Genomic DNA, 20,726 nt, shown 5'->3' with positions numbered 1-20,726 from the left:
TACCGTGAAGTGGTGCCCGTCATAAGCAGGACGCCCCGTCTGATACTCGGCGGCGTGACGGCATTCGTGGTCACCGTGGTCGGCTTGGCTCCCTTCCTGGAAAGCCAGTCCAGGTCGATTTGGTCGGGCGATCGGTTCTGGTCCATCGGCACGATCGGGGCGGGTGTCCTGGCCGTTGTTGCCGTCGGCACCGCGGCTGGTCTCGCTCGTACCCGGATTCGGACGGCCGCGCTGGTTGCATGTGGTGGGCTCTTGCTGGAACTGCCAGGCCTGTATTACCAAGCCTTCGAGGCGCTGTCCCCGGTTGGTGCCGGCGTGGCGCTCGGAGCAATAACGGTCACGATTCCCCGCATGGTGCGGGCTGCCACCGTAGCGGGTGTGCTTGTTGCCGTGTTCGTTTCGGATGCACTGCTCGATCCCACGGCGGTTCCACGACGCTATGCGGACTACCTCGCGCAAGACACCACCCAGTTTCAGCCGCCGATCGTGGCCGCCACACTCATCGCCCTCGGACTGACTGCACTTACGGCGCTCGTATGGTGGCGCAGCAACGCCGACCGACATCGCGACGAGCCACCGGAACGGATGGCAGTGCGGCCTGTGGTGATCTCGGCAGTGCTGACGCTCATGGGCGTGGCCGTGAACTGGTGGATCACCATCAACACGGTGTGGGCGGCGATTCCCGTCGTCGCCTGTGCCATTTTGGTCACCGTCATCGCCGCGCGTGTTTTGGAGAAGGGCGGCCAGATCCTGCTGATGTCGACGGCCGCCGCGGCCATGCTGGCATCCGCGGTGGCAAACAGCCTGTCGGCGTCCGTGAGCACCGGGGCATCGGCGCCCGTTCCGACTGCGGTTTTTCTCACGGTCCTCATCATCGCGGCAGCAACGCTCGCTGCGTTTCGTCCCTCACTCGTGGGCGGCTACATCGTGCTCGGCGTCCTGTCCGTTGCCGGAATTGCGAGTTACGTCGCAACAACCACGTTCTCTTCGGAGAACGCGCTTTCGGTCAGCGACGTCCTGATCCGCATCTGCGGCGCCGGCGCGGCGTACACGATTGTCAGCGCCATGCTCAGCGAACCCGCGCGAACCGGTGCATCGCGCCTGCTCGTCGGTCTCAGTGTGATCTTCGGCCCCACGGCATTGGCGTTGCTGGTCTATCCGCAGTTCTCCTACGGGTGGACCGACTACACGCCCATCACCGGAGACACCCCGGTCAGCCGGTTCGAACCATCCGACGACGTCTTCATCCTCAACGGCGCAGCCCTCGTGATCGTGGCCATCTGCGCCTACGCGAGCCGCCGACTGCGCCTGATCAGTCAATCAGGTCCATCAACACCAAGCGTCGAAACACTTTGAGCGAACCTGGCGCCACCTCGTCCATAGCTTCGTACTCGGCGCACGTGAAGTACCGGAACTCGGCAATCTCGCTCGTAGGACGGGGCTCACCGTCCATCTCGGCGCGATAGCAACTCATGTGCAGCGCCGTACCCACCGAATGCCCGAACGCCTGAGCTTCGAACACGTCGAGAAACTCGACGGTGCCCGGTACCAGACCGACATCGAGTTCCTCACGAATCTCGCGGTGCAATGCCTGTTCGGTGGTCTCACCCGAGTCGATTTTGCCGCCAGCCATGTAGAACGCTGTCTTACCGACCGACCGGGTCTGAATCAGTCGGCGATCCCGAATATGTACAAGGGCAGCGGTGCGGATGATCTGCGGTTTCACCCGGTCCAACATACGTGTATCAGTTCACACGGTTGTAGTTCGAAGCGACGCACTGCACGGCGAAAGAAATCAGGCCGGTAATATATACACCCAGACGATGTCCTTGTGAAGGGGATACGTCCCGAAATTACCGATACGTTCGATTTGTTCGGACACCCCGCCGCCCGCTGAACACAACACGACGGAGTGCCTTTTGCTCAGTATTCTGCTTGCCCATGCCGTTGCCGCCCTCTTGGCTCCGCTTGTGGTGCGCAGGTTCGGGCGAAATGGATTTTTCCCGCTCTCACTGGTTCCGCTGATCAGCCTCGGCTGGGTCATCGACAAATGGGGCACAGTCGAGACACTCCACATCACGTGGGCTCCTGGCCTGTCGATGGACATCGACTTCAGATTCGACGCGCTCTCCGCGATCATGGCCGTCCTGGTTCTGGGCGTCGGCACGCTGATCCTGATCTACTGCGCACGATATTTCAACGACGACGAACCCCGCCTCGGTATCTTCGCCGCCGAGATGGTGGCATTTGCCGGCGCCATGTTCGGCCTCGTGACCAGCGACAACATGTTGCTGCTCTACATGTTCTGGGAATTGACCACGGTTCTGTCGTTCCTGTTGGTCGGCCACTACGCCGAGCGAGCCACCAGTCGCCGCGCCGCAACCCAGGCACTGTTGGTCACCACCGCAGGTGGTCTCGCGATGTTGGTCGGCATGATCATCCTCGGCCAGGCCGGTGGCAGCTACAACCTGTCCGACCTGGTCGCAAACCCGCCGACGGGATGGTTGACGTCCGTCGCGATCGTCCTGATCCTGATCGGTGCCCTGTCGAAATCCGCAATTGTCCCGCTGCACTTCTGGCTTCCCGGCGCCATGGCCGCACCCACCCCGGTCAGCGGTTATCTTCACGCCGCCGCGATGGTCAAGGCCGGCATCTACCTCGTTGCCCGTCTCGCCCCCGGATACGCGGATTCACCGCCGTGGCGCATCACCATCATCAGCCTCGGTTTGCTGTCGATGATCCTTGCCGGTTGGCGAGCCATGCGGGCGTACGACCTCAAACTCGTCCTTGCATTCGGCACCGTCAGCCAACTCGGTTTCATGATGGTTCTGGTCGGGCTGGGGACCCGCGACGCGGCCCTCGCCGGCATGACGATGGTGGTGGCGCACGCCATGTTCAAGGCTGCGCTCTTCATGGTGGTCGGCATCATCGACCACACCACTGGTACCCGTGACCTGCGTAAACTTGCCCACCTCGGCAAGACGGCACCCGCGCTGGCGATCATCGCGGCCCTCGCCGCAGCCAGCATGGCGGGGCTACCTCCGCTGCTCGGATTTGTCGGCAAGGAAGCTGCTCTCGAATCGGTCCTCGAAACAGACGTCCTCGGCCACTGGTCGTCCATCGCGGTCATCACCGTCATCGTGCTGGGTTCGATACTGACCGTCGGATACAGCATTCGCTTCATCTGGGGCGCGTTCGGACGCAAGACTCTGAGCAAGCCCAGCCCCGCCGTGAGCAAGATGCATGCGCCCAGCGCTCTGTTCCTGTTCTCCCCCGGCTTGCTCGCCGTTGCCGGACTTGCCGCCGGAATACTGTCCCCGCAGCTCGAGAAGCTGCTGACGCCGTACTCCACCACCCTGCCTGCCGGTCCGCACGCCGACTATCACCTGGCGTTGTGGCACGGCGTCAACACACCGCTGCTGCTCACCTGCGTGGTCATCGCCGGAGGTTTTGCGCTCTACATCGCGCAACGCCAGATCAGCCGCCTGCACTTCGAGCACCCTCCACTCGGCAACGCCGACCGTATCTACGACGCGACCCTGCGCGGCATGGACACCATCTCCATGCGTCTGACCGGCGTCACCCAGCGTGGTTCGCTGCCCCGGACGCAGTCGACCATTCTCGCGACGCTGGTTGTCGTTCCGCTGGTCCTGCTGATCATCGACACCGACACGGGCGTCGATCTCCGGTTGTGGGATTCCCCCATCCAGTTGACTATCGCGCTGATGATGATCGCCGCGGCCCTCGCGGCAACCGTCATGCGCAACCGTCTGGCGGCCGTGATTCTGGTCGGACTCACCGGCTACGGCTCCGGTGTGTTGTTCGCACTGCACGGTGCCCCTGACCTGGCGCTTACCCAATTCCTGGTCGAGACACTGACATTGGTGATCTTTGTGCTTGTGCTTCGAAAGTTCCCGGCAGAGATCGACGAGAGCAAGGCGATCGGGTTCAAGTTGCCGCGCGCCCTTCTTGCCGGTGCCGTCGGAATCACAGTCACCGCCATCGCGGCGTACGCAGTCAACGCTCGCAATACGCGTCCGATCTACGAACTGCTTCCCGACGCCGCGTACACCATCGGCAACGGCAAGAACGTGGTCAACGTCCTGCTCGTCGATATCCGCGCGTGGGACACTCTCGGCGAGATCTCGGTTCTGCTGGTTGCCGCGACCGGCGTCGCGAGCCTTGTGTTCCGTAACCGCCGGTTCGGCATCGCACCACGCGTCGCCGACGCTCCTTCGGTGATCGTCGACAAAGCGGCCGCAAGCACGGACACGACCTGGCTGCGCGGTGGTGATCTGATCGATCCGCGTCACCGCTCGCTGGTCCTCGAGGTCACCACCCGGTTGGTCTTCCCGACCATCATGGTGCTGTCGATCTACTTCTTCTTCTCCGGCCACAACGCTCCAGGCGGCGGCTTTGCCGGCGGTCTGACGGCCGGGCTTGCACTCGTGTTGCGCTACCTCGCCGGTGGACGCTACGAACTCGGTGAAGCCGTTCCCATCGACGCCGGAAAGATCCTCGGCCTGGGCTTGGCCCTCTCGGCCGGCACCGCGATCATCTCGCTGTTCCTCGGTGCCCCGGCTCTCTCGTCGGCGGTCTTCGAGTTCACACTCCCTCTCATCGGCGACGTCAAACTTGTCACCGCACTGTTCTTCGACCTGGGCGTCTACCTCATCGTGGTCGGCCTGGTGCTGGACGTACTCCGAAGTCTCGGCGCCCGCCTCGACGCAGAAATCGAGGTGAAAGCATCGTGAGCGCAAATATCGGAATGCTCCTCCTGATCGCCGTTCTGACGTCGACGGGTGTGTACCTGCTGATCGAGCGCAGCATCACCCGCATGTTGCTGGGAATGCTTCTGCTCGGAAACGGCATCAACCTGCTGATCCTGACCGTAGGTGGCAGCGACGGCAATCCGCCGATCGTGGGCCGCGACTCCGTCCACGAGGAAATCGCCGATCCGCTGGCGCAGGGCATGATCCTGACCGCGATCGTGATCACGATGGGCATGGCCGGCTTTGTTCTGGCACTGGCGTACCGGTCTTACAAGATCAACACCGCCGACGCCGTGGAAGACGATCCCGAGGACACCAAGGTCTTGCTGCGCCGGTTGCCCGCCGACGCCCCCGACCACGACCGATCCGACGACCCCGTCACCGGTGCGCCCAGCATCGGCGGCGACGCATTCGACAAGGACGGCAACCCCATCCCCCTGGAACAACTGGTCAACCTCGAAGACATCGAGTGCTACGAAGATCTTCGCGACGGCGATTTCGAAGACGAACCCGTGCCCGACTGGGCCACCGACCTCGCCCGCAAGAAAGAACCGGAAAAGCGCCAGAAAGACGGTAAGGGAGGTGCGCGCACGTGACCATTTCGTCCAACCTCATGGGCGCACTCGCGCCTCTACCCGTCCTGATTCCGATGCTGGGCGCAGCCGCAACACTCGTTGTGGGCCGGCGTCCCCGGTTCCAACGAGTCATCACCCTGATCGCACTGGTTGCCGTCGTGGCAGTGTCCGGAATGCTGCTGTATCTGGCAGACCGCGACGGCACCACCGCAGTTCAGGTGGGCGGCTGGGATTCGCCGATCGGCATCACCCTCGTCGTCGACCGCCTGTCGGCGATGATGCTGGTGGTCTCGTCGATCGTCCTGCTCACCGTCATGGTGTACGCGATCGGTCAGGGTATCCGCGACGGCAACGAAGCGCAGCCGGTGTCGATCTTCCTGCCGACATATCTAGCTCTGACCGCGGGTATTTCCAACGCCTTCCTCGCCGGTGATCTCTTCAACCTGTACGTCGGATTCGAGGTACTGCTGTCCGCGAGCTTCGTGCTGCTGACCTTGGGAGCGAGTGCCGACCGCGTTCGAGCGGGCGTCTCGTACGTCATGGTGTCGATGGTGTCGTCGCTGATCTTCCTCGCCGGCATCGCCTTCGCATACGCCGCGACGGGCACCCTCAACATGGCCGACATGGCCCTGCGATTCGACAACATCCCGGCCGGCACCCGCACCGCAATCTTCGGCGTCCTACTCGTGGCGTTCGGCATCAAGGCCGCTGTCTTCCCACTGTCTGCGTGGCTTCCCGACTCCTACCCGACAGCCCCGGCGCCCATCACCGCCGTCTTTGCCGGCCTGCTCACCAAGGTTGGTGTGTACGCGATCATCCGCGCGCACTCACTGCTGTTCCCGCAAGGTGAACTCGACAACGTCTTGATGGTGTGTGGTCTGTTGACCATGGTGGTCGGCATCATGGGTGCCATCGCCCAGAGCGACATCAAACGACTACTGTCCTTCACCCTGGTCAGCCACATCGGCTACATGATCTTCGGTATCGCGCTCTCCACGACCTCGGGATTGTCCGGCGCCATCTACTACGTCGCGCACCACATCATCGTGCAGACGACGCTCTTCCTCGTCGTGGGTCTGATCGAACGACAAGCCGGAAGCTCGTCACTACGACGCCTCGGCGGTTTGGCCGCGGCCAGCCCGATTCTGGCTATCGTGTTCCTGGTTCCCGCCCTTAATCTTGGTGGTATCCCGCCGTTCTCCGGTTTCATCGGCAAAGTTGCGCTCCTGCAAGCCGGCACCGCCGATGCCAGCTCACTCGCCTGGATTCTGGTGGCCGGCGGCACCGTCACCAGCCTTCTGACGCTGTACGCCGTCGCCCGTGTGTGGACCAAGGCATTCTGGCGCGCCCGCGCCGACGCCCCCGAAGGCGACCTCGCCGATGTCAGCCCGTCGGCTCTGATCGACGAATCCGAAGAGGACATCGCGTTCGACGACCGCGAGGATGTCGGCAAGATTCCCGCCTTCATGCTGATCCCGACAGTCGCCCTGGTCGGCGTCGGCCTCGCGTTGACGGTATTTGCCGGGCAGATCATCGACATCAGTGACCGAGCCGCGAAGGATCTACAGGATCGGTCCATCTACATCGACGCGGTTCTCGGCGATCACCGACCGATACCTGTTGTCGACAACCCTGTGACCGACAATCCTGTGACCGACACCCCGATTGCCGACACCGAGGAGGCGCCGCGATGAATCGCTCACTCGTACTCCGTATCGGAATCCTCCTGTGGCTCATGATCGTGTGGATCCTGCTGTGGGGCAACGTCAGCTGGGGCAACATTTTCGGTGGACTTGCCGTGGGCCTGGTCATCATGGTTCTCCTGCCGCTGCCCCCGGTCCCCGTGGAAGGTCGAGTGCACGTGCTCTCGATCCTGCGTCTGATCGGCGTGATCGTCTACTACGCGGCCATCTCCAGCGTCCAGGTTGCGTGGCTTGCCATCCGGCCGTCGCCGCCGCCTGTCACCGGTGTCCTGCGCTACCAACTGGGCATCAAGTCCGACCTGGTACTCACGCTGTGCATCGACGTCTTGAACCTGATCCCGGGAACGATGGTTCTCGAGATCGACCAGAACCGTCGGATTGTCTACGTCCACGTCCTCGACGTAGGTTCGCAGAAAGCGGTGAGCGCGTTCTATCGGTCGGTCGAAGATCTCGAGCGACTGTTCATCGCGTCGTTCGAGCGTGACTCCGACTGGCAACCAAGCCCGTGGCACCAACGTGACTACGAATTCGATGCGCCCCGAGCGGAGGATCAATAATGAACGGATTCATCACTACCATCCTGATCATCTCCGGAGTAATGCTCGCGATCGCCGCAGTCCTGACCACTTTCCGGCTCATCGACGGGCCAAGCTCACTCGACCGCCTGGTCGCGCTGGACACGATTGTCGCCGTTGCCATGTGTGGACTCGCGGTATGGGCCGCATACAGCGGAGACACCACGATCGTTCCCGCGATCGTTGCACTAGCTCTCGTCGGATTCATCGGTTCCGTCTCCGTCGCACGATTCCGGGTGAGTGACCGATGATCGGCAATATCCTCGACGTCATCGGCGTCATCGCCATCTTCCTCGGCTCGGTGCTCGCCCTGACTGCCGCTGTCGGCATCGTGCGGTTCCCCGACACTTTGCGCCGCATGCACGCGGCCACCAAACCTCAAGTCGTCGGACTTGTTCTCGTACTCATGGGCGCGGTGTTCCTGCTGCGCGGCAGTGTCGACATCTGGATGCTCGTCCTGGTCGGCATCTTCACCATGCTGACGGCGCCGGTGATCGCACACAGCGTCGGCCGCGTGGCCTACCGCGAGCAGCGCGAGCAGGACGCCGTCATGAAGATCAACGAACTGGAAGACCCGCCGCAGAGTCCGTAGCTGACTCCGCCGGGTCCGCGACGTCTCCGTTACGGCCGCCCCACTGCGCCAGTGCAGTGCCCGGCTTGGCGTAGAACGTCGCGAAGAACGCCACCGACATCGCGATGAGAACTCCGACAAGCAGCGGCCCGAACAGTTCCGGGTACGCCGCCATCTGCACGGACGCGAACCGGTACGACAGTAGTAGTCCGACGAGTATCGCGCTGCCGCCGAGTACCAGCCTGATGCGGAACCAACCCCAACCACGCTCCGGATCGTGCAGTGCCGCATCGAGAGTCAGGCACAGAACTGCGCCGGCGATGAGGTCGACTCCGTAGTGGAACCCGAAACCCAACGTTGCCGTCAACGTCGCGAGAAGCCAGAACGTACCCAGGGACCGCAGCCACCACGGGCCGCGGCGCGAGTGGGTGAACAGCGCAACTGCCCACGCCGTATGAAGACTCGGCATGCAGTTACGCGGCGCCGCGTCGTCGAACGGCAGCGACGCGGGCGCCGAGAAATCCACGTTGGGAACGATATTCGGCCAGAAGTCGCCGATCTGGAATCCGAGACCGCGTGGGCCGAACGCAAATACCGGACCAACCACCGGGAACAGGATGTAGAAGATCGGTCCGATCAACCCGATCAGCAGAAACGTCTGCAGAAGGTGATGCGACGGCCAACCCTTACGGCATTGGTACAGCGCGACAACAATGATCGCGACGGGCAATTCGACGTAGATCCAGTCGAGGATCGCCGCTCCCACCGGACCGAGTGCGTCGACTACCTGACCCATGACCCACGACGGGTTACCCAAGGCCTGATCAGCCAGGAACACGTACTCGTCCCACACGTCGGTGCCCACAAGAATGGTGAGGCACAGCCACGTCTCGGCTACCTTGGCGGCAACGATCAGCAGAATACCCAACACGGCTCCGCGCAGGACGCTGCTGCGGCGCTCGCCGGACAGTTTCCAGAAGGCGTACACGACCACGGCCGTGAGCACCCAGGTGCCGCCCGTTCCCATCGTGATCGGACCGCCGGCAGACCAGCGGATCACTCCGACCACCAGGTCGATGGCAACAGCAGCGGAGATCGCGTACACGCGTTCGCGGGTATTGAGCCCGACCATGGCCAATGCCAGCCCCACCCACGGCATGGTTGCCGAACGAGGAACCAGGAAGTAGTCACCGAAGAGGCTTTCCACCGGACCGAGATATCCCTGGTAGGACGCAAACGCTTGCACGCCGAGAACCAGGGCCAGCACCGCTGCACTGCCCAGGATCAGGACCTTGTGCGACGCTGCCCAGGACTGGCCCGTCTGTCCTGCTGAAGCCCCACTTCGGGACACACTGTCTGTCAACACCGGATAATAGTAAACGGCGTGTGAACGGTACCTGGACGGCGTCTGGACAAAGGTACTGTTTGTCCGAAAACTGCTCAGCAGCGCGTCAAGTACCCAACTCTGCAACCAACGCGTCGACCACTGCCACCAGATCTCCACCGTGAGCTTCCGCCACGCGTCGTTGACGCTGGTACGACGCTCCGCGGCGGGGAATGTCGGCGACCGATGCCAACTCGTCTGCGCACCCGAGCGACACCGCAATCGGCGTGAGATCTTCGAGCAGTCGCTCCAAGTCGTCGGTGACCAGACATTCGTTTGCGGCCGAGTCCAGAATGATCTCCGCGTCGAGACCGTATCTGGCTGCGCGCCACTTGTTTTCCTTCACGTGCCACGGCTGCATGTTCGGTAACGTCTCCCCCGCGCTGAGGCGGCGGTCGAGATCAACGATGAGGCAGTGCACCAATGCGACCAGCGCGCCCAGTTCCGCGCGCGTCGACACCCCGTCGAATACCCGGACTTCGATGGTTCCCCACTTGGGCGCCGGACGAATGTCCCAGTGCATGCCACCGATCTTGGTGATCACGCCGGTCTTCATCTGGTCGTCGATGAACGACTCGTACTCGGCCCAGCTCTCGAATTGGTACGGCAGACCCGCCGTCGGCAACTGCTGGAACATCAGTGCCCGGTTGGACGCATAGCCGGTGTCGACACCGGCCCACATCGGCGACGACGCCGACAGCGCCAACAGATGCGGGTACCGCTGCAACAGCGCATTGATGATGGGGAACACCCGATCCGCCGAAGACACTCCGACGTGGACGTGCACACCCCAGATCAACATCTGACGGCCCCACCACTGCGTGCGCTCGATCAGCTCGTCGTAATCAGGCGTGCGCGTGACCAACTGAGTGGACCACTGGGCAAACGGATGGGTACCCGCACAGATGAGGTCGACGGCCAGCGGATCCGCGGCCCGGCGCAACAGGTCGAGGGATGCATCGAGATCGCTCATGGCTTCGCCGACCGTGTCGTGAATGCCCGTCACCAACTCGACGGTGTTACGCAGCAACTCTTTGGTGATGTGCGGAGTCTCGGAGCCCGCAAGCTCCTCGACCGCCGAAAACACCTCGGCAGCTGTATTGGAGAGATCTCTGGTCACACGATCGACCAACGCGATCTCCCACTCCACGCCCAGTGTCGGACGCGGCGAACCCGGAAATGGAACTACCACGCAGAGAATCCAACCACAATGATCGCGAGAACACCGTGCTGGCTACTGCGTGGTAGTTGCCGAAGTGATACAGAACTCAGAGCAGAATCAGCTCTCGGTGATGACACCACACGCAACGCGTGCACCGGCGTCACCGGTATCGAGGGTCTGCTGATCCGGCGCCGGCGCGTAACGCGTCGGGATGTTGCCGAAGTTGTCGGCACCCGCGTGGATCATGACGGACGTGCCGCCGTTTGCCACCAGGTCGTCGACCTTGAACGCGTCGGTCGTGGTGACGAGGGTGGCCGAGCCGTCCTCGAGAACCTGTACGGACGTCAGGTCGCCGCTGGCGGGATGGCCGGTGTGGCCCTCTGCCTGGAAGTGTCCGCCGGCCGAGAGGAAGTTGCCCGGCTCGCCGCCGCTGGGTGCCACCGAGTTGGTCTCGCACTTGGCAACCTGATGAACGTGGAAGCCGTGGAAGCCCGGCGTCAAGCCCTTTGCATCGAGGGTGACCTTGACGTCACTACCTTCCTGCGTGAACGTGACGGTGCCGACCTTGCTGCCGTCTGCGCCGTTCAACGTTGCGGTAACCGTCTCGGTTGCGGAGCTGCCGGCGTGAGCAGTCGACGACGCTCCGTGGCCTTCGCTCTCGTGTGCGCTCGGGTCGGCCGCACCCGTCCACACAGGCGGAGTTGTACCGGGGACGTTGCTGGGCTCTTCGTTGTTACTGCAGGCAGTCAAGCCGAAAGCGGCTAGTGCGACTACGGGGGCAACGACGCGCCAGGACATACGCCGGGTGCTGCTGGGGGCCATCGAACCGCTCCTTTGGGTGGCGAGGAAGTGCAACTGATCATAACGGCGTGAGTAGTACACAGACCCGACGGGTGGTCCGAACCGACGGGTCAGTTGGACGTGACGATGACGATCACACCGGGAGACGCGCTTGCGATGCCGGCAAATCGTGGCTCTGCCGTCACACCGAGTTCGGCGGCAATCTGCTGCGCCGCTGCCTTCTCTGCCGCGGAAGATCCGTAGTACACCGTGGTGGTGCTCACTGTTCCTTCGCTGTAGTTACCCGTCTCCTCGACGTTCCAACCGGCAGCGGTCAATTCCTCCGCAGTTCCTGCTGCGAGACCGGACACCGTGCTGTTGTTGAGCACCCGGACACTGACGTTCGACGGGTCGACGCTCACCGACGCGCCGGCTGATGTCGTGGTGGCGGACGGGCGTGTCGTCGTGGTTTCCGCGGAATCGGTGTCGGTTTTTGCAGCCGGCGCTGTTGTCACGGGGGCAACCGCAGTTGTGGTTGCGGCCGGCGCGCTCGTCTCGGTCTGCTCGGCCGCCGTGTTGTCGGAATCGGAACCGCCGAGCGACGCCGCACCGAGCCCGATGAACACGATCGCGAGGGCGATCAGCACCATGGCGATAGCGCGTAGGGGTGGTCCGGACGGCTGCTCTTTCGGGGTACTCACAGTCTCGACCCTATCGCCAGTGAGCGGTTCGACCGTTCATCGACAGAGGTTTGTGTGCAGGTTTTGCGGGGCTTCAGGTCACTTCGAAGCCGAGGCGACGAGCTGCCCTGGCCTTCTGACGGCTGGCACGCAACCGGCGCAGGCGTTTGACCAGCATCGGATCGGCCGCCAACGATTCGGGGCGATCAACGAGTGCATTGAGCACCTGGTAGTAGCGGGTTGCCGACATGTCGAACAACTCTTTGATTGCTACTTCCTTCGCGCCGGCGTACTTCCACCATTGGCGTTCGAAGGAGAGAATGTCGTGTTCTCTGCGGGTGAGCCCGTCTTCGCCGACGTCGTTGATTCCCGCAGAACTGACGCCCGCAGAATCCTCGGCGCCATCGGTCCGGCTTCGACTACGCGCAACTGCGCTGTCCATGTCACTCCTCGACTGCTGTATTCGCCGTCAGTGAGACTGTGTCCCCCTGTTGCCCGCGTTCCCCCGGGCACATGGCCCGACCGAGCAACAAATCACATCGTTGTTCTTCAGCAACCATTGAACCACGAGGTATCGGACGGGCCGCGATAACCACGCGGGCGCGCCGCACTATCCTTGACGCCATGGCTATCCTCCCCATCCGAATCGTCGGCGACCCGGTACTGCACGAGCCCACAAAGCCGGTCACGCAGTCTCCGGCGGAAATCGCCGAACTGATCGCCGACATGTACGAGACGATGGACGCTGCCAACGGCGTCGGCCTCGCGGCCAATCAGGTCGGTGTTTCGCTGCGTCTTTTCGTGTTCGACTGCCCAGGTGACGATCGTAGCGACACCCGCCGACGCGGAGTCGTGGTCAACCCCGTCCTGGAGACGTCGGAAATCCCCGAGACGATGCCCGATCCCGAGGACGACTTCGAAGGCTGCCTCTCCGTTCCCGGCGAGCAGTTCCCCACCGGCCGCGCCGACTGGGCCAAGGTCACGGGCACCGACGCCGACGGCAACCCCGTCGAATACGAAGGCACCGGATTCTTCGCCCGGATGCTCCAGCACGAAACCGGCCACCTCGACGGCTTCCTGTACACCGACGTTCTGATCGGCCGGAATGCTCGCGCCGCGAAGAAAGCCATCAAACAGTCCGGTTGGGGTAAGCCCGGATTGACGTGGACTCCGGGTACGGTCGACGATCCGTTCGGCCACGACGACGAAGACTGAGACATTTGCCCATCTCGATCGGTAGCCGGGTGGTGCTGCGGTACAAGCTCCCACCCGGTTACTCGCATCCGATGACCGATGTGATCGGCACCCTCGAATCCGCGGACCCGGTCACGGTTCGCGGCAACGACGGGCGTGTTGTCACCGTATCGGCGGATCAGGTAATCGCGCTCAAAGTTCTTGCAGCGCGGCCCATTCGAGTGGGCGATATCCGCAACCTCGAGATCGCGGCGGCCGCCGGTTCACCGGGAACCGAGCAGGCTCGGATCGACGGTTGGCTACTGCGTATCGGGCACTCGCCCCATGACATGGACTCGGCACTCCCCCTGGGCGAACCCGGCGGCAGTGCGTCGCGAACCCCGGAAACGCTGGCGGCCATCCGCTCCTGGTTCGCGGATCGGGGACGTCCGACCACTCTGATGCTGCCCGATCGCCTCGGAATTGCCCCGCCCACGTGGATTTCCGGCGGCGAGGGCATCATATTTGCCGCCGATCTCGACAACGTTGCCCCGACGCCACCACAGTTCACGACCACCATCGACGACGCCCGCGCCGGGGACACTCTCACGCGTGTGGCCACCGGAACGATCGGCAGCGCCGAGACGATGATCCTGGCTTCGGCACGAGCCGCCGTCAGCGACGCCCCCGACGGCCGAAGGTGGGCAGGGCTGCTCGATCTCGCGGTGGCGCATCCGCACCGACGGCACGGAATCGGCACTCTGATCTGCACGGACTTGCTGGGGTGGAGTCGAAACCAGGGCGCAACCCATGCCTACCTGGCCGTTCCCGAAGACAACACCGCGGCAGTCGCAACAGCGCGCTCACTCGGCTTCGTCGAACATCATCGCTACCGGTATGCCACCGCGCCTGTCGGTGCCTGACGCTAGGCTTGCCCGCGTGCGCATAGCTACCTGGAACGTCAACTCCGTCCGTGCCCGTACCGACCGGATCATCGATTGGCTCGACCGATCCGACGTCGATGTCCTGGCGATGCAGGAAACCAAGTGCAAGGACGAGCAGTTCCCGTACGAACGATTCGAAGAGATCGGCTACAAGGTCGCTCACGTCGGACTCAGCCAGTGGAATGGCGTCGCTATCGCCTCTCGTGTCGGTCTCGACGACGTGCAGATCGGTTTCGAGGATCAGCCGGGCTTCACCAAGGACCCGGAAGCGGAGCAGGTGCGCGAGGCCCGCGCGATCGGCGCGACGTGCGGCGGGGTACGGGTGTGGAGCCTGTACGTTCCCAACGGCCGTGAACTCGACGATCCCCATTACGCGTACAAGCTCGATTGGCTCGCCAAGCTGCGCGACGACGCCGAAGGCTGGCTCAAGCAGAACCCGGACGAGCAGATCGCCCTCGTCGGCGACTGGAATGTCGCGCCCACCGACGAGGACGTCTGGGATCCCGCTGTCTTCGAAGGAAAGACTCATACGTCGCCGGCCGAGCGCGCTGCCTTCGACGCGTTCATCTCGTCCGGTTTCACGGACGTCGTCCGCCCCCATACTCCCGGTCCCGGTGTGTACACGTACTGGGACTACACGCAGCTCCGCTTCCCCAAGAAGCAGGGAATGCGCATCGACTTCATCCTCGGCTCACCCGCACTCGCCGCGCGCGTCGAGTCAGCCGAAATCGATCGGAACGAGCGTAAAGGCAAGGGTGCCAGCGATCACGCCCCTGTGATCGCACAGCTGGGTGCTTGAAAAGCGGGAGCCTGAAAAGCGGGAGTGACGAGAAAGCGGTCAGTCCTCGACGAGCAGATCGAGATATTCGGGATGCTCGCCGAGGTATCGCTGCACGTATGAGCAGACCGGGCGAACCGACCACTCACGTTCGCGGGCGCAGTCCATCGAGAACTGCACCAGTACCGCTGCCATTCCCTGGCCGCCGTACTCTTCCTTGACGACGGTATGCATGTACGCAACCACGTCGCCGGCTTCGGCGCCGCACCCGAGGATCTCATCTTCGTCGCGGTAGCCGAGGATGCCGACCAGTTCGTCGCCCGCGAGTAATTCGAACCGTTCATGCGACGGGTTGTCGATCAGCGTGATGTCGGTGTTGTTCATGGCGGAGTTGTTCATGGCAGAAACCTCCACTGCTGCACGCACGGTACCCAAACTGTGATCCATGACACTCATAGAAACAGTTACCGACGACGCTGTCCCGGGATCGCCCAATTTTTGCACCGAGAACGACCCGACCGCAATCGCACCGAGATTTTCCTTCGGCACTGAGATACAGTCGCCCGGTGCCGCTGTGAGCGCGCACGCACAAAATTTCACACCACCACGGGGGCTCGCACCAGCGGGCTGAGAGGACGGCTAGGGCCGTCGACCGGATGAACCTGACCGGGTAATGCCGGCGTAGGGAGCGCATTAATGCACGAGAAGTCTGTCAACAAGGCTGTCCCCGACAAGGCTGTCCCCAACAAGGCTGTCCCCAAAAAGGCTGGACACGCCGTGGCAGCTGTGACTACCGGCCCGATCGAGGGCAGCAGCAAGCACTATCTCGAATCGGATTCGCTCCGAATCCCGCTTCGACGCGTCACCCTCACCACTGGTGAGCACCTGGACCTGTACGACACGTCAGGTCCGTACACCGACACCGACGCCGACATCGACCTCGACCGCGGCCTCCCCCGAACGCGTGACACGTGGGACCGGAGCGCACGAGATTCGACACAATTGGAATGCGCCAGAGCTGGCGTGATCACCCCGGAGATGCGGTATTGCGCTGCACGCGAGAGTGTTTCAGCCGAACTGGTGCGTTCCGAGGTGGCTCGGGGGCGGGCGGTAATTCCCGCGAACCATCGCCACGGCGAACTGGAGCCGATGATCATCGGCAAGAAGTTCGCCGTCAAGATCAACGCAAATATCGGGAATTCAGCCGTAACCTCCTCTGTTGCAGAGGAAGTCGAGAAAATGGTGTGGGCGATCCGGTGGGGCGCCGACACCATCATGGACCTGTCCACCGGTAAGGACATCCACCTGACCCGCGAGTGGATTCTGCGCAACTCACCGGTGCCGGTCGGCACGGTACCGATCTACCAGGCGCTCGAGAAAGTCAACGGAGATCCCACCGCTCTGACGTGGGACATCTACCGCGACACGGTAATCGAACAGTGCGAGCAGGGTGTGGACTACATGACCGTGCATGCGGGCGTGCGAATCGGTTACATCGCTCTGACCGCTAACCGGGTGACGGGAATCGTCTCGCGCGGCGGCGCGATCATGGCTGCGTGGTGCATGCACCACAGGCAGGAATCGTTCCTGTACACCCACTTCGAGGAACTGTGCGAGATCCTGCGCCGATACGACGTCACGTTCTCCCTCGGTGACGGGCTTCGACCGGGATCGATCGCCGACGCGAACGACGCCGCCCAATTCGCGGAGCTGCGCACCCTGGGAGAACTCACGCAGATCGCGAAATCTGCTGGAGTCCAGGTCATGATCGAGGGCCCTGGCCACGTTCCCATGGACAAGATCGAGGAGAACGTCCGCCTGGAAGAAGAGCTCTGCGACGAGGCACCGTTCTACACCCTCGGACCGCTCGCTACCGATATCGCACCGGCGTACGACCACATCACCTCCGCCATCGGCGCGGCGATGATCGCCCGGGCGGGAACGGCGATGCTCTGTTACGTCACGCCCAAGGAACACCTCGGTCTGCCCAACCGAGACGACGTGAAAACCGGTGTGATCACGTACAAGATCGCCGCACATGCGGCAGACCTGGCAAAAGGGCACCCGAATGCACAGGCCCGCGACGATGCACTGTCCAAGGCGCGCTTCGAATTTCGCTGGTTGGACCAGTTCGCGTTGTCACTCGACCCCGACACCGCCAGGGAGTTCCACGACGAGACACTGCCGGCCGAGCCCGCCAAGACCGCACATTTCTGCTCGATGTGCGGGCCGAAGTTCTGCTCGATGCGGATCTCGGCGGACGTACGTCAGTACGCGGAAATCCTGGAAGCGGAAATCCTGGAAACCGGGTCCATCCGGACCGAGCTGCCGTTTCCCCAGGTCCGATCGGTAGGCTCGTCGTCGTGAAGCTGCTGCCCCTGACACCCGCCGGACAGACCCCGATTCGGGCATTGACCATCGCCGGAACCGATTCCGGCGGCGGAGCCGGTATTCAAGCCGATTCCCGCACGATGGCGATGTGCGGAGTACACGCCTGCGTGGCCGTTGCGGCCGTCACCGTGCAGAATTCGGTGGGCGTCAGCGGTTTCCACGAGATTCCGCCGCAGGTCGTTGCCGATCAGGTGCGAACGGTGGTCTCGGATATCGGCATCGGCGCCGCCAAGACCGGCATGCTGGCGTCGACAACCATCATCGAAGCGGTAGCCGCGGTAGCCGCTGAGGTCGGGATCGGCCGCGACCGGCCGATCCCGCTTGTCGTCGACCCGGTGTGCGCGTCGATGCACGGCGATCCACTCCTGCACGCGGAAGCACTCGCCGCTGTCCGCAACGTCCTCATCCCCGCCGCAACTGTTGTGACACCGAACCTCGACGAAATTCGGTTGATCACCGGCATCGACGTCCAGGACGACGCCACCGCACGCCGCGCCGCCGAAGCCCTTCACGGTTTGGGCGCTCAGTGGTCCATCGTGAAGGGTGGACACCTGCGCACCTCGGACAAGAGCACCGACCTGCTGTTCGACGGTGACACCTTCCTCGAGTTCAGCAGTCCCCGCATCGCGACCGGCAACGACCACGGCGGCGGCGACACCCTGGCTGCGGCCATCACGTGCGCTCTGGCACATGGTTATTCGGTTCCCGACGCCGTCGCCTTCGGCAAGGAATGGGTGACCAAATGCCTCGAGGCGTCGTACGATCTCGGAGCCGGTCACGGCCCCGTGTCACCGTTGTGGCGCCTCGAAATGTAGGAGTGTCAGGCCTGCCACACGCGCCAGATACCCAGATCCTGCGGTACTCCGTTCGGCGTCGTCGCAAAGAATCCGCGGCGCCACGGACGGATCTCCAGGTTCAACTCTTCGAGGGTTCCCGGCGCAAGTTCTTCGAGAGTTGCCGCAGACATCATGACGTTGCCGTCGCCGCCCAACCCCATCATGCGGGCGGCGATGGTGACGTCGACACCCAACCAGTCGTCGCCCAGTTGCCGGGGTGTTCCGGTGTGGAGCCCGACGCGCATCTTGGGCCGATAGCCGTCCAGGTTGACCTGCGCCAGCGCTTCCTGCGCCGCGAAGACCGCGGCCACTGCGGCGTCCGGGCTGGTGAACACTGCCATGAGTCCGTCGCCCATTCGCTTCACGACATGCCCGTAGCGGTTCGTGATGGGCGTTTCGACCGCTTGCGCAACCGCCCGCAGGAGCGCGAGCGTTGCCCCGTCGCCGGCGTGGAGCGACCACGTGGAGAAACCGACGAGGTCCGTGAAGACGATAGTCAGTTCCTGATCACCGCGGCCTCGGCCCATCTTCTCGAGGGCCGCCTGCCACACCTGTAGAGCGCCGAGGCTCATTTCCCTGGTAGCGGCCGGCTTGTGGTCGAGAAAACGATCGGCGACACGGGCCACCGCACGTGCACCGCCCGGCCCGGACAGGGAGAGCGGGTCGCCGAACCCCGGGTCACCCGGAAGCAACCGCCGTACCCGTCGTAGTGCCTCGATGAGCTGTTGATGTCCGTTCAGATCCGACGCAGAGTTGAGCACGGATCCAATGACCGAGCGGACGCCGGAAGGAGCGGCATCGCGCACGTCACCGGGTACTTCGCTCGGGATCGGATCGCTCATTACTCGAGAGTAACCCAGAGCTGGCGACAGCGCGCCGCATGTTCACCGGGTTCGGGCCACGGTTCGGGCTTCGCCCACGGGAACTCCGTTGAGGCCCCCGATATCCTGCGCATACGTGGCTACCGCAAACGCCACCGCAGCGGAATTCGCGGCGAGTGCGTCCCGATCGATGTTGTCGAGATTGTCCAATGCGGTGTGATAGTTCGGATCGAAACTCACTCCGGGCTCGCCGCCCCATTTCAGTGCTTGCTCGACAGTTTTCAGTTCCTCGGCTCCGCTGAACACGCCGCCTGCCGGGATTCCGATCTCGATGAACGGGCCGTAGTCCGATCGCCCGTCGAAGTCGGTTCCCTCTGCCGGGATTCCCCGACCGCCGAGAAAGTCGACGAAGGTGCGTTCGATACCGGCGGAGCCCTCCGGGCCAGGACCTTCGCCGAGACCATCCGAATTGTCACCGTCGTAGACCAGATATCCGGGGTTGGGTGAGCCGAGCATGTCGAAATTCAGATACAGCGCGATGGCTGCTTGTTCCTCCGGGCTGAGCGCGGCCACGTACTCGGTCGAGCCGACGAGGCCCAGTTCCTCGGCGCCCCAGAATGCAAACCGCACCGCGTTGGTGATGTCCGGTGAACTACCCAGTTGCAACGCCGTCTCCAGAATGGCCGCGCTACCGCTGCCGTTGTCGTTGATACCAGGCCCCTCGGGAACGCTGTCGAGATGAGCGCCGACCATGACAACGTCGCTGGTTGATCCGGTCTTCGTCTGTGCGATGACGTTGCGCGAGCGTGTTGTGGTGGTGACCGTGTCCAGCACCAGTGTGACGTCACCGCCTTCGGAGGCGAGCTGGCGCCCAGACGACGCGCTGATGCCTCCCGTGGGAATCCGCGCAATATCCGGATCGCCCAAGGTTCCGCCGCCCAACATCGCGTCTTCGTTGTTGACCACCAAGAGCGCAGCGGCGCCCTGATCTGCTGCGATGGTCTGCTTGGCACCGAACTGGCACACCCCGCGGGTGACCAGGACGATAGCTCCCGCGGCATCGAGGCCGTCGTAATCGGAGGCTTCACAACCCGGTGTCTCATCTACGGGTACCGACACGACCCGTGCGGTGATCCCGTCCGGTCCGGTGGACGTCGAGTAGGTCAATGCCCGGACCGGAAAGTCGACTCCGGCCGATGAGGTCAACAGCTCGGTTCCCGGGTCGAATGAACTGAACGCGAACTCCGGGGTTTCCACGTCGAAACCATTGTCTTCGAGCAGGTTTGCGACGTAGTCGACGCTGGCGTCGTATCCCGGGGTGTCGGTGGACCGGGTATTCCCATTGGCGGCTGCGATCTTGCCGAACTGATCGAGATGGCCCATGACCGCGTCGATGGTGACCGTCCCCGAGAAGGCCTGCGGTTCGATCAGTGCCGTGTCTGCGGGTCTGGCCCCGGCCGAACATCCACCAAGCACCAGAACCCCGGCTATGCCGATTGCCAACGCGCGATGGAGTCTCATGCGCGAAAGAGTAACCGCGGGAGCCGATAAGGAAACGACTGTGCGCCCTTGTCAACCGCG

General features: G+C 63.3%; 21 protein-coding genes. 12 read left to right on the top strand and 9 right to left on the bottom strand.

Annotated features, from left to right (window positions below):
- The first annotated feature begins 12 nt into the window (after positions 1 to 12).
- Positions 13 to 1,356: a hypothetical protein gene (locus V2B23_RS20690; RefSeq protein WP_430952065.1), complete on the top strand. Its 1,344-nt coding sequence runs from the start codon at positions 13 to 15 to the stop codon at positions 1,354 to 1,356.
- On the opposite strand, the gene V2B23_RS20685 is transcribed toward V2B23_RS20690, so the two are convergent.
- Positions 1,313 to 1,726 (bottom strand): NUDIX hydrolase, encoded by a 414-nt coding sequence (locus V2B23_RS20685; protein ID WP_430952064.1) that lies wholly within the window; start codon positions 1,724 to 1,726, stop codon positions 1,313 to 1,315. The genes V2B23_RS20690 and V2B23_RS20685 overlap by 44 nt on opposite strands.
- 193 nt (positions 1,727 to 1,919) lie before the next feature.
- Between V2B23_RS20685 and V2B23_RS20680 the strand changes: the two genes are divergently transcribed.
- From V2B23_RS20680 to mnhG, 6 genes are read left to right on the top strand one after another with little or no spacing between them, the layout of a single operon-like run.
- Positions 1,920 to 4,754, top strand: coding sequence for a Na+/H+ antiporter subunit A (locus tag V2B23_RS20680; RefSeq protein ID WP_430952063.1), 2,835 nt, complete (start codon positions 1,920 to 1,922; stop codon positions 4,752 to 4,754).
- Positions 4,751 to 5,368, top strand: a complete 618-nt coding sequence (locus V2B23_RS20675) for a Na(+)/H(+) antiporter subunit C (protein ID WP_033235595.1) — start codon at positions 4,751 to 4,753, stop codon at positions 5,366 to 5,368. Before V2B23_RS20680 ends, V2B23_RS20675 begins: the two co-directional genes overlap by 4 nt.
- Positions 5,365 to 7,041, top strand: coding sequence for a Na+/H+ antiporter subunit D (locus V2B23_RS20670; RefSeq protein WP_430952062.1), 1,677 nt, complete (start codon positions 5,365 to 5,367; stop codon positions 7,039 to 7,041). Before V2B23_RS20675 ends, V2B23_RS20670 begins: the two co-directional genes overlap by 4 nt.
- Positions 7,038 to 7,607, top strand: a complete 570-nt coding sequence (locus V2B23_RS20665; protein ID WP_430952061.1) for a Na+/H+ antiporter subunit E — start codon at positions 7,038 to 7,040, stop codon at positions 7,605 to 7,607. Before V2B23_RS20670 ends, V2B23_RS20665 begins: the two co-directional genes overlap by 4 nt.
- Positions 7,607 to 7,876 (top strand): monovalent cation/H+ antiporter complex subunit F, encoded by a 270-nt coding sequence (locus V2B23_RS20660; protein ID WP_430952060.1) that lies wholly within the window; start codon positions 7,607 to 7,609, stop codon positions 7,874 to 7,876. The genes V2B23_RS20665 and V2B23_RS20660 overlap by 1 nt, the downstream gene beginning before the upstream one ends.
- The gene (gene mnhG / locus V2B23_RS20655) at positions 7,873 to 8,217 is read left to right on the top strand and encodes a monovalent cation/H(+) antiporter subunit G (RefSeq protein WP_430952059.1); all 345 of its coding nucleotides are present in this window, start codon (positions 7,873 to 7,875) and stop codon (positions 8,215 to 8,217) included. The genes V2B23_RS20660 and mnhG overlap by 4 nt, the downstream gene beginning before the upstream one ends.
- Here the strand turns inward: mnhG and V2B23_RS20650 are convergent.
- From V2B23_RS20650 to V2B23_RS20630, 5 genes are all read right to left on the bottom strand, one after another.
- On the bottom strand, positions 8,183 to 9,562 hold the full coding sequence (locus V2B23_RS20650; RefSeq protein ID WP_430952058.1) for a DUF5933 domain-containing protein: 1,380 nt from the start codon (positions 9,560 to 9,562) through the stop codon (positions 8,183 to 8,185). The two genes, mnhG and V2B23_RS20650, sit on opposite strands and share 35 nt — an antisense overlap.
- A gap of 85 nt (positions 9,563 to 9,647) precedes the next feature.
- The gene (locus V2B23_RS20645) at positions 9,648 to 10,772 is read right to left on the bottom strand and encodes a glutamate--cysteine ligase (protein WP_033235600.1); all 1,125 of its coding nucleotides are present in this window, start codon (positions 10,770 to 10,772) and stop codon (positions 9,648 to 9,650) included.
- A gap of 87 nt (positions 10,773 to 10,859) precedes the next feature.
- Positions 10,860 to 11,564 (bottom strand): superoxide dismutase[Cu-Zn], encoded by a 705-nt coding sequence (gene sodC, locus V2B23_RS20640; RefSeq protein ID WP_430952057.1) that lies wholly within the window; start codon positions 11,562 to 11,564, stop codon positions 10,860 to 10,862.
- Between the two features lie 89 nt (positions 11,565 to 11,653).
- A complete protein-coding gene (locus tag V2B23_RS20635) occupies positions 11,654 to 12,223 on the bottom strand; it encodes a LytR C-terminal domain-containing protein (protein ID WP_430952056.1) in 570 nt (189 codons plus the stop codon).
- Between the two features lie 73 nt (positions 12,224 to 12,296).
- Positions 12,297 to 12,644 carry a DUF3263 domain-containing protein gene (locus tag V2B23_RS20630; RefSeq protein WP_430952055.1) on the bottom strand — a complete coding sequence of 116 codons (348 nt, stop codon included), beginning with the start codon at positions 12,642 to 12,644 and terminating at the stop codon, positions 12,297 to 12,299.
- 182 nt (positions 12,645 to 12,826) lie between these two features.
- On the opposite strand from V2B23_RS20630, the gene V2B23_RS20625 reads away from it, so the two are divergent.
- The 3 genes from V2B23_RS20625 to V2B23_RS20615 are packed head-to-tail and all read left to right on the top strand — an operon-like array spanning position 12,827 to position 15,118.
- On the top strand, positions 12,827 to 13,417 hold the full coding sequence (locus V2B23_RS20625; protein ID WP_033235604.1) for a peptide deformylase: 591 nt from the start codon (positions 12,827 to 12,829) through the stop codon (positions 13,415 to 13,417).
- Positions 13,418 to 13,422: 5 nt separating this feature from the next.
- Positions 13,423 to 14,298, top strand: a complete 876-nt coding sequence (locus V2B23_RS20620) for a GNAT family N-acetyltransferase (RefSeq protein ID WP_430952054.1) — start codon at positions 13,423 to 13,425, stop codon at positions 14,296 to 14,298.
- Positions 14,299 to 14,314: 16 nt separating this feature from the next.
- On the top strand, positions 14,315 to 15,118 hold the full coding sequence (locus tag V2B23_RS20615; RefSeq protein ID WP_378652750.1) for an exodeoxyribonuclease III: 804 nt from the start codon (positions 14,315 to 14,317) through the stop codon (positions 15,116 to 15,118).
- A 39-nt stretch (positions 15,119 to 15,157) separates the two neighbouring features.
- Here the strand turns inward: V2B23_RS20615 and V2B23_RS20610 are convergent, their stop codons facing one another.
- Positions 15,158 to 15,496 (bottom strand): GNAT family N-acetyltransferase, encoded by a 339-nt coding sequence (locus V2B23_RS20610; protein ID WP_257013364.1) that lies wholly within the window; start codon positions 15,494 to 15,496, stop codon positions 15,158 to 15,160.
- A gap of 297 nt (positions 15,497 to 15,793) precedes the next feature.
- On the opposite strand from V2B23_RS20610, the gene thiC reads away from it, so the two are divergent.
- Both thiC and thiD read left to right on the top strand, forming a co-directional pair.
- Complete coding sequence (gene thiC, locus V2B23_RS20605) at positions 15,794 to 17,464, top strand: phosphomethylpyrimidine synthase ThiC (RefSeq protein WP_430952053.1); 1,671 nt, start codon at positions 15,794 to 15,796, stop codon at positions 17,462 to 17,464.
- Positions 17,461 to 18,303 (top strand): bifunctional hydroxymethylpyrimidine kinase/phosphomethylpyrimidine kinase, encoded by an 843-nt coding sequence (thiD, locus tag V2B23_RS20600; RefSeq protein WP_430952052.1) that lies wholly within the window; start codon positions 17,461 to 17,463, stop codon positions 18,301 to 18,303. The genes thiC and thiD overlap by 4 nt, the downstream gene beginning before the upstream one ends.
- A 5-nt stretch (positions 18,304 to 18,308) precedes the next feature.
- Here thiD and V2B23_RS20595 read toward each other — a convergent pair whose 3' ends face one another.
- Both V2B23_RS20595 and V2B23_RS20590 read right to left on the bottom strand, forming a co-directional pair.
- Complete coding sequence (locus V2B23_RS20595; protein ID WP_430952051.1) at positions 18,309 to 19,166, bottom strand: adenylate/guanylate cyclase domain-containing protein; 858 nt, start codon at positions 19,164 to 19,166, stop codon at positions 18,309 to 18,311.
- Positions 19,167 to 19,208: 42 nt separating this feature from the next.
- Positions 19,209 to 20,666 (bottom strand): M28 family peptidase, encoded by a 1,458-nt coding sequence (locus V2B23_RS20590; protein ID WP_430952050.1) that lies wholly within the window; start codon positions 20,664 to 20,666, stop codon positions 19,209 to 19,211.
- Positions 20,667 to 20,726: the final 60 nt, after the last annotated feature.

The sequence above is a fragment of the Rhodococcus sp. 24CO genome, from assembly GCF_050586165.1.
Taxonomy (GTDB): Bacteria; Actinomycetota; Actinomycetes; order Mycobacteriales; family Mycobacteriaceae; genus Rhodococcus_F.
Note: the sequence above shows the minus strand (reverse complement) of the source record. Positions and strands in the feature narration are given on the sequence as shown.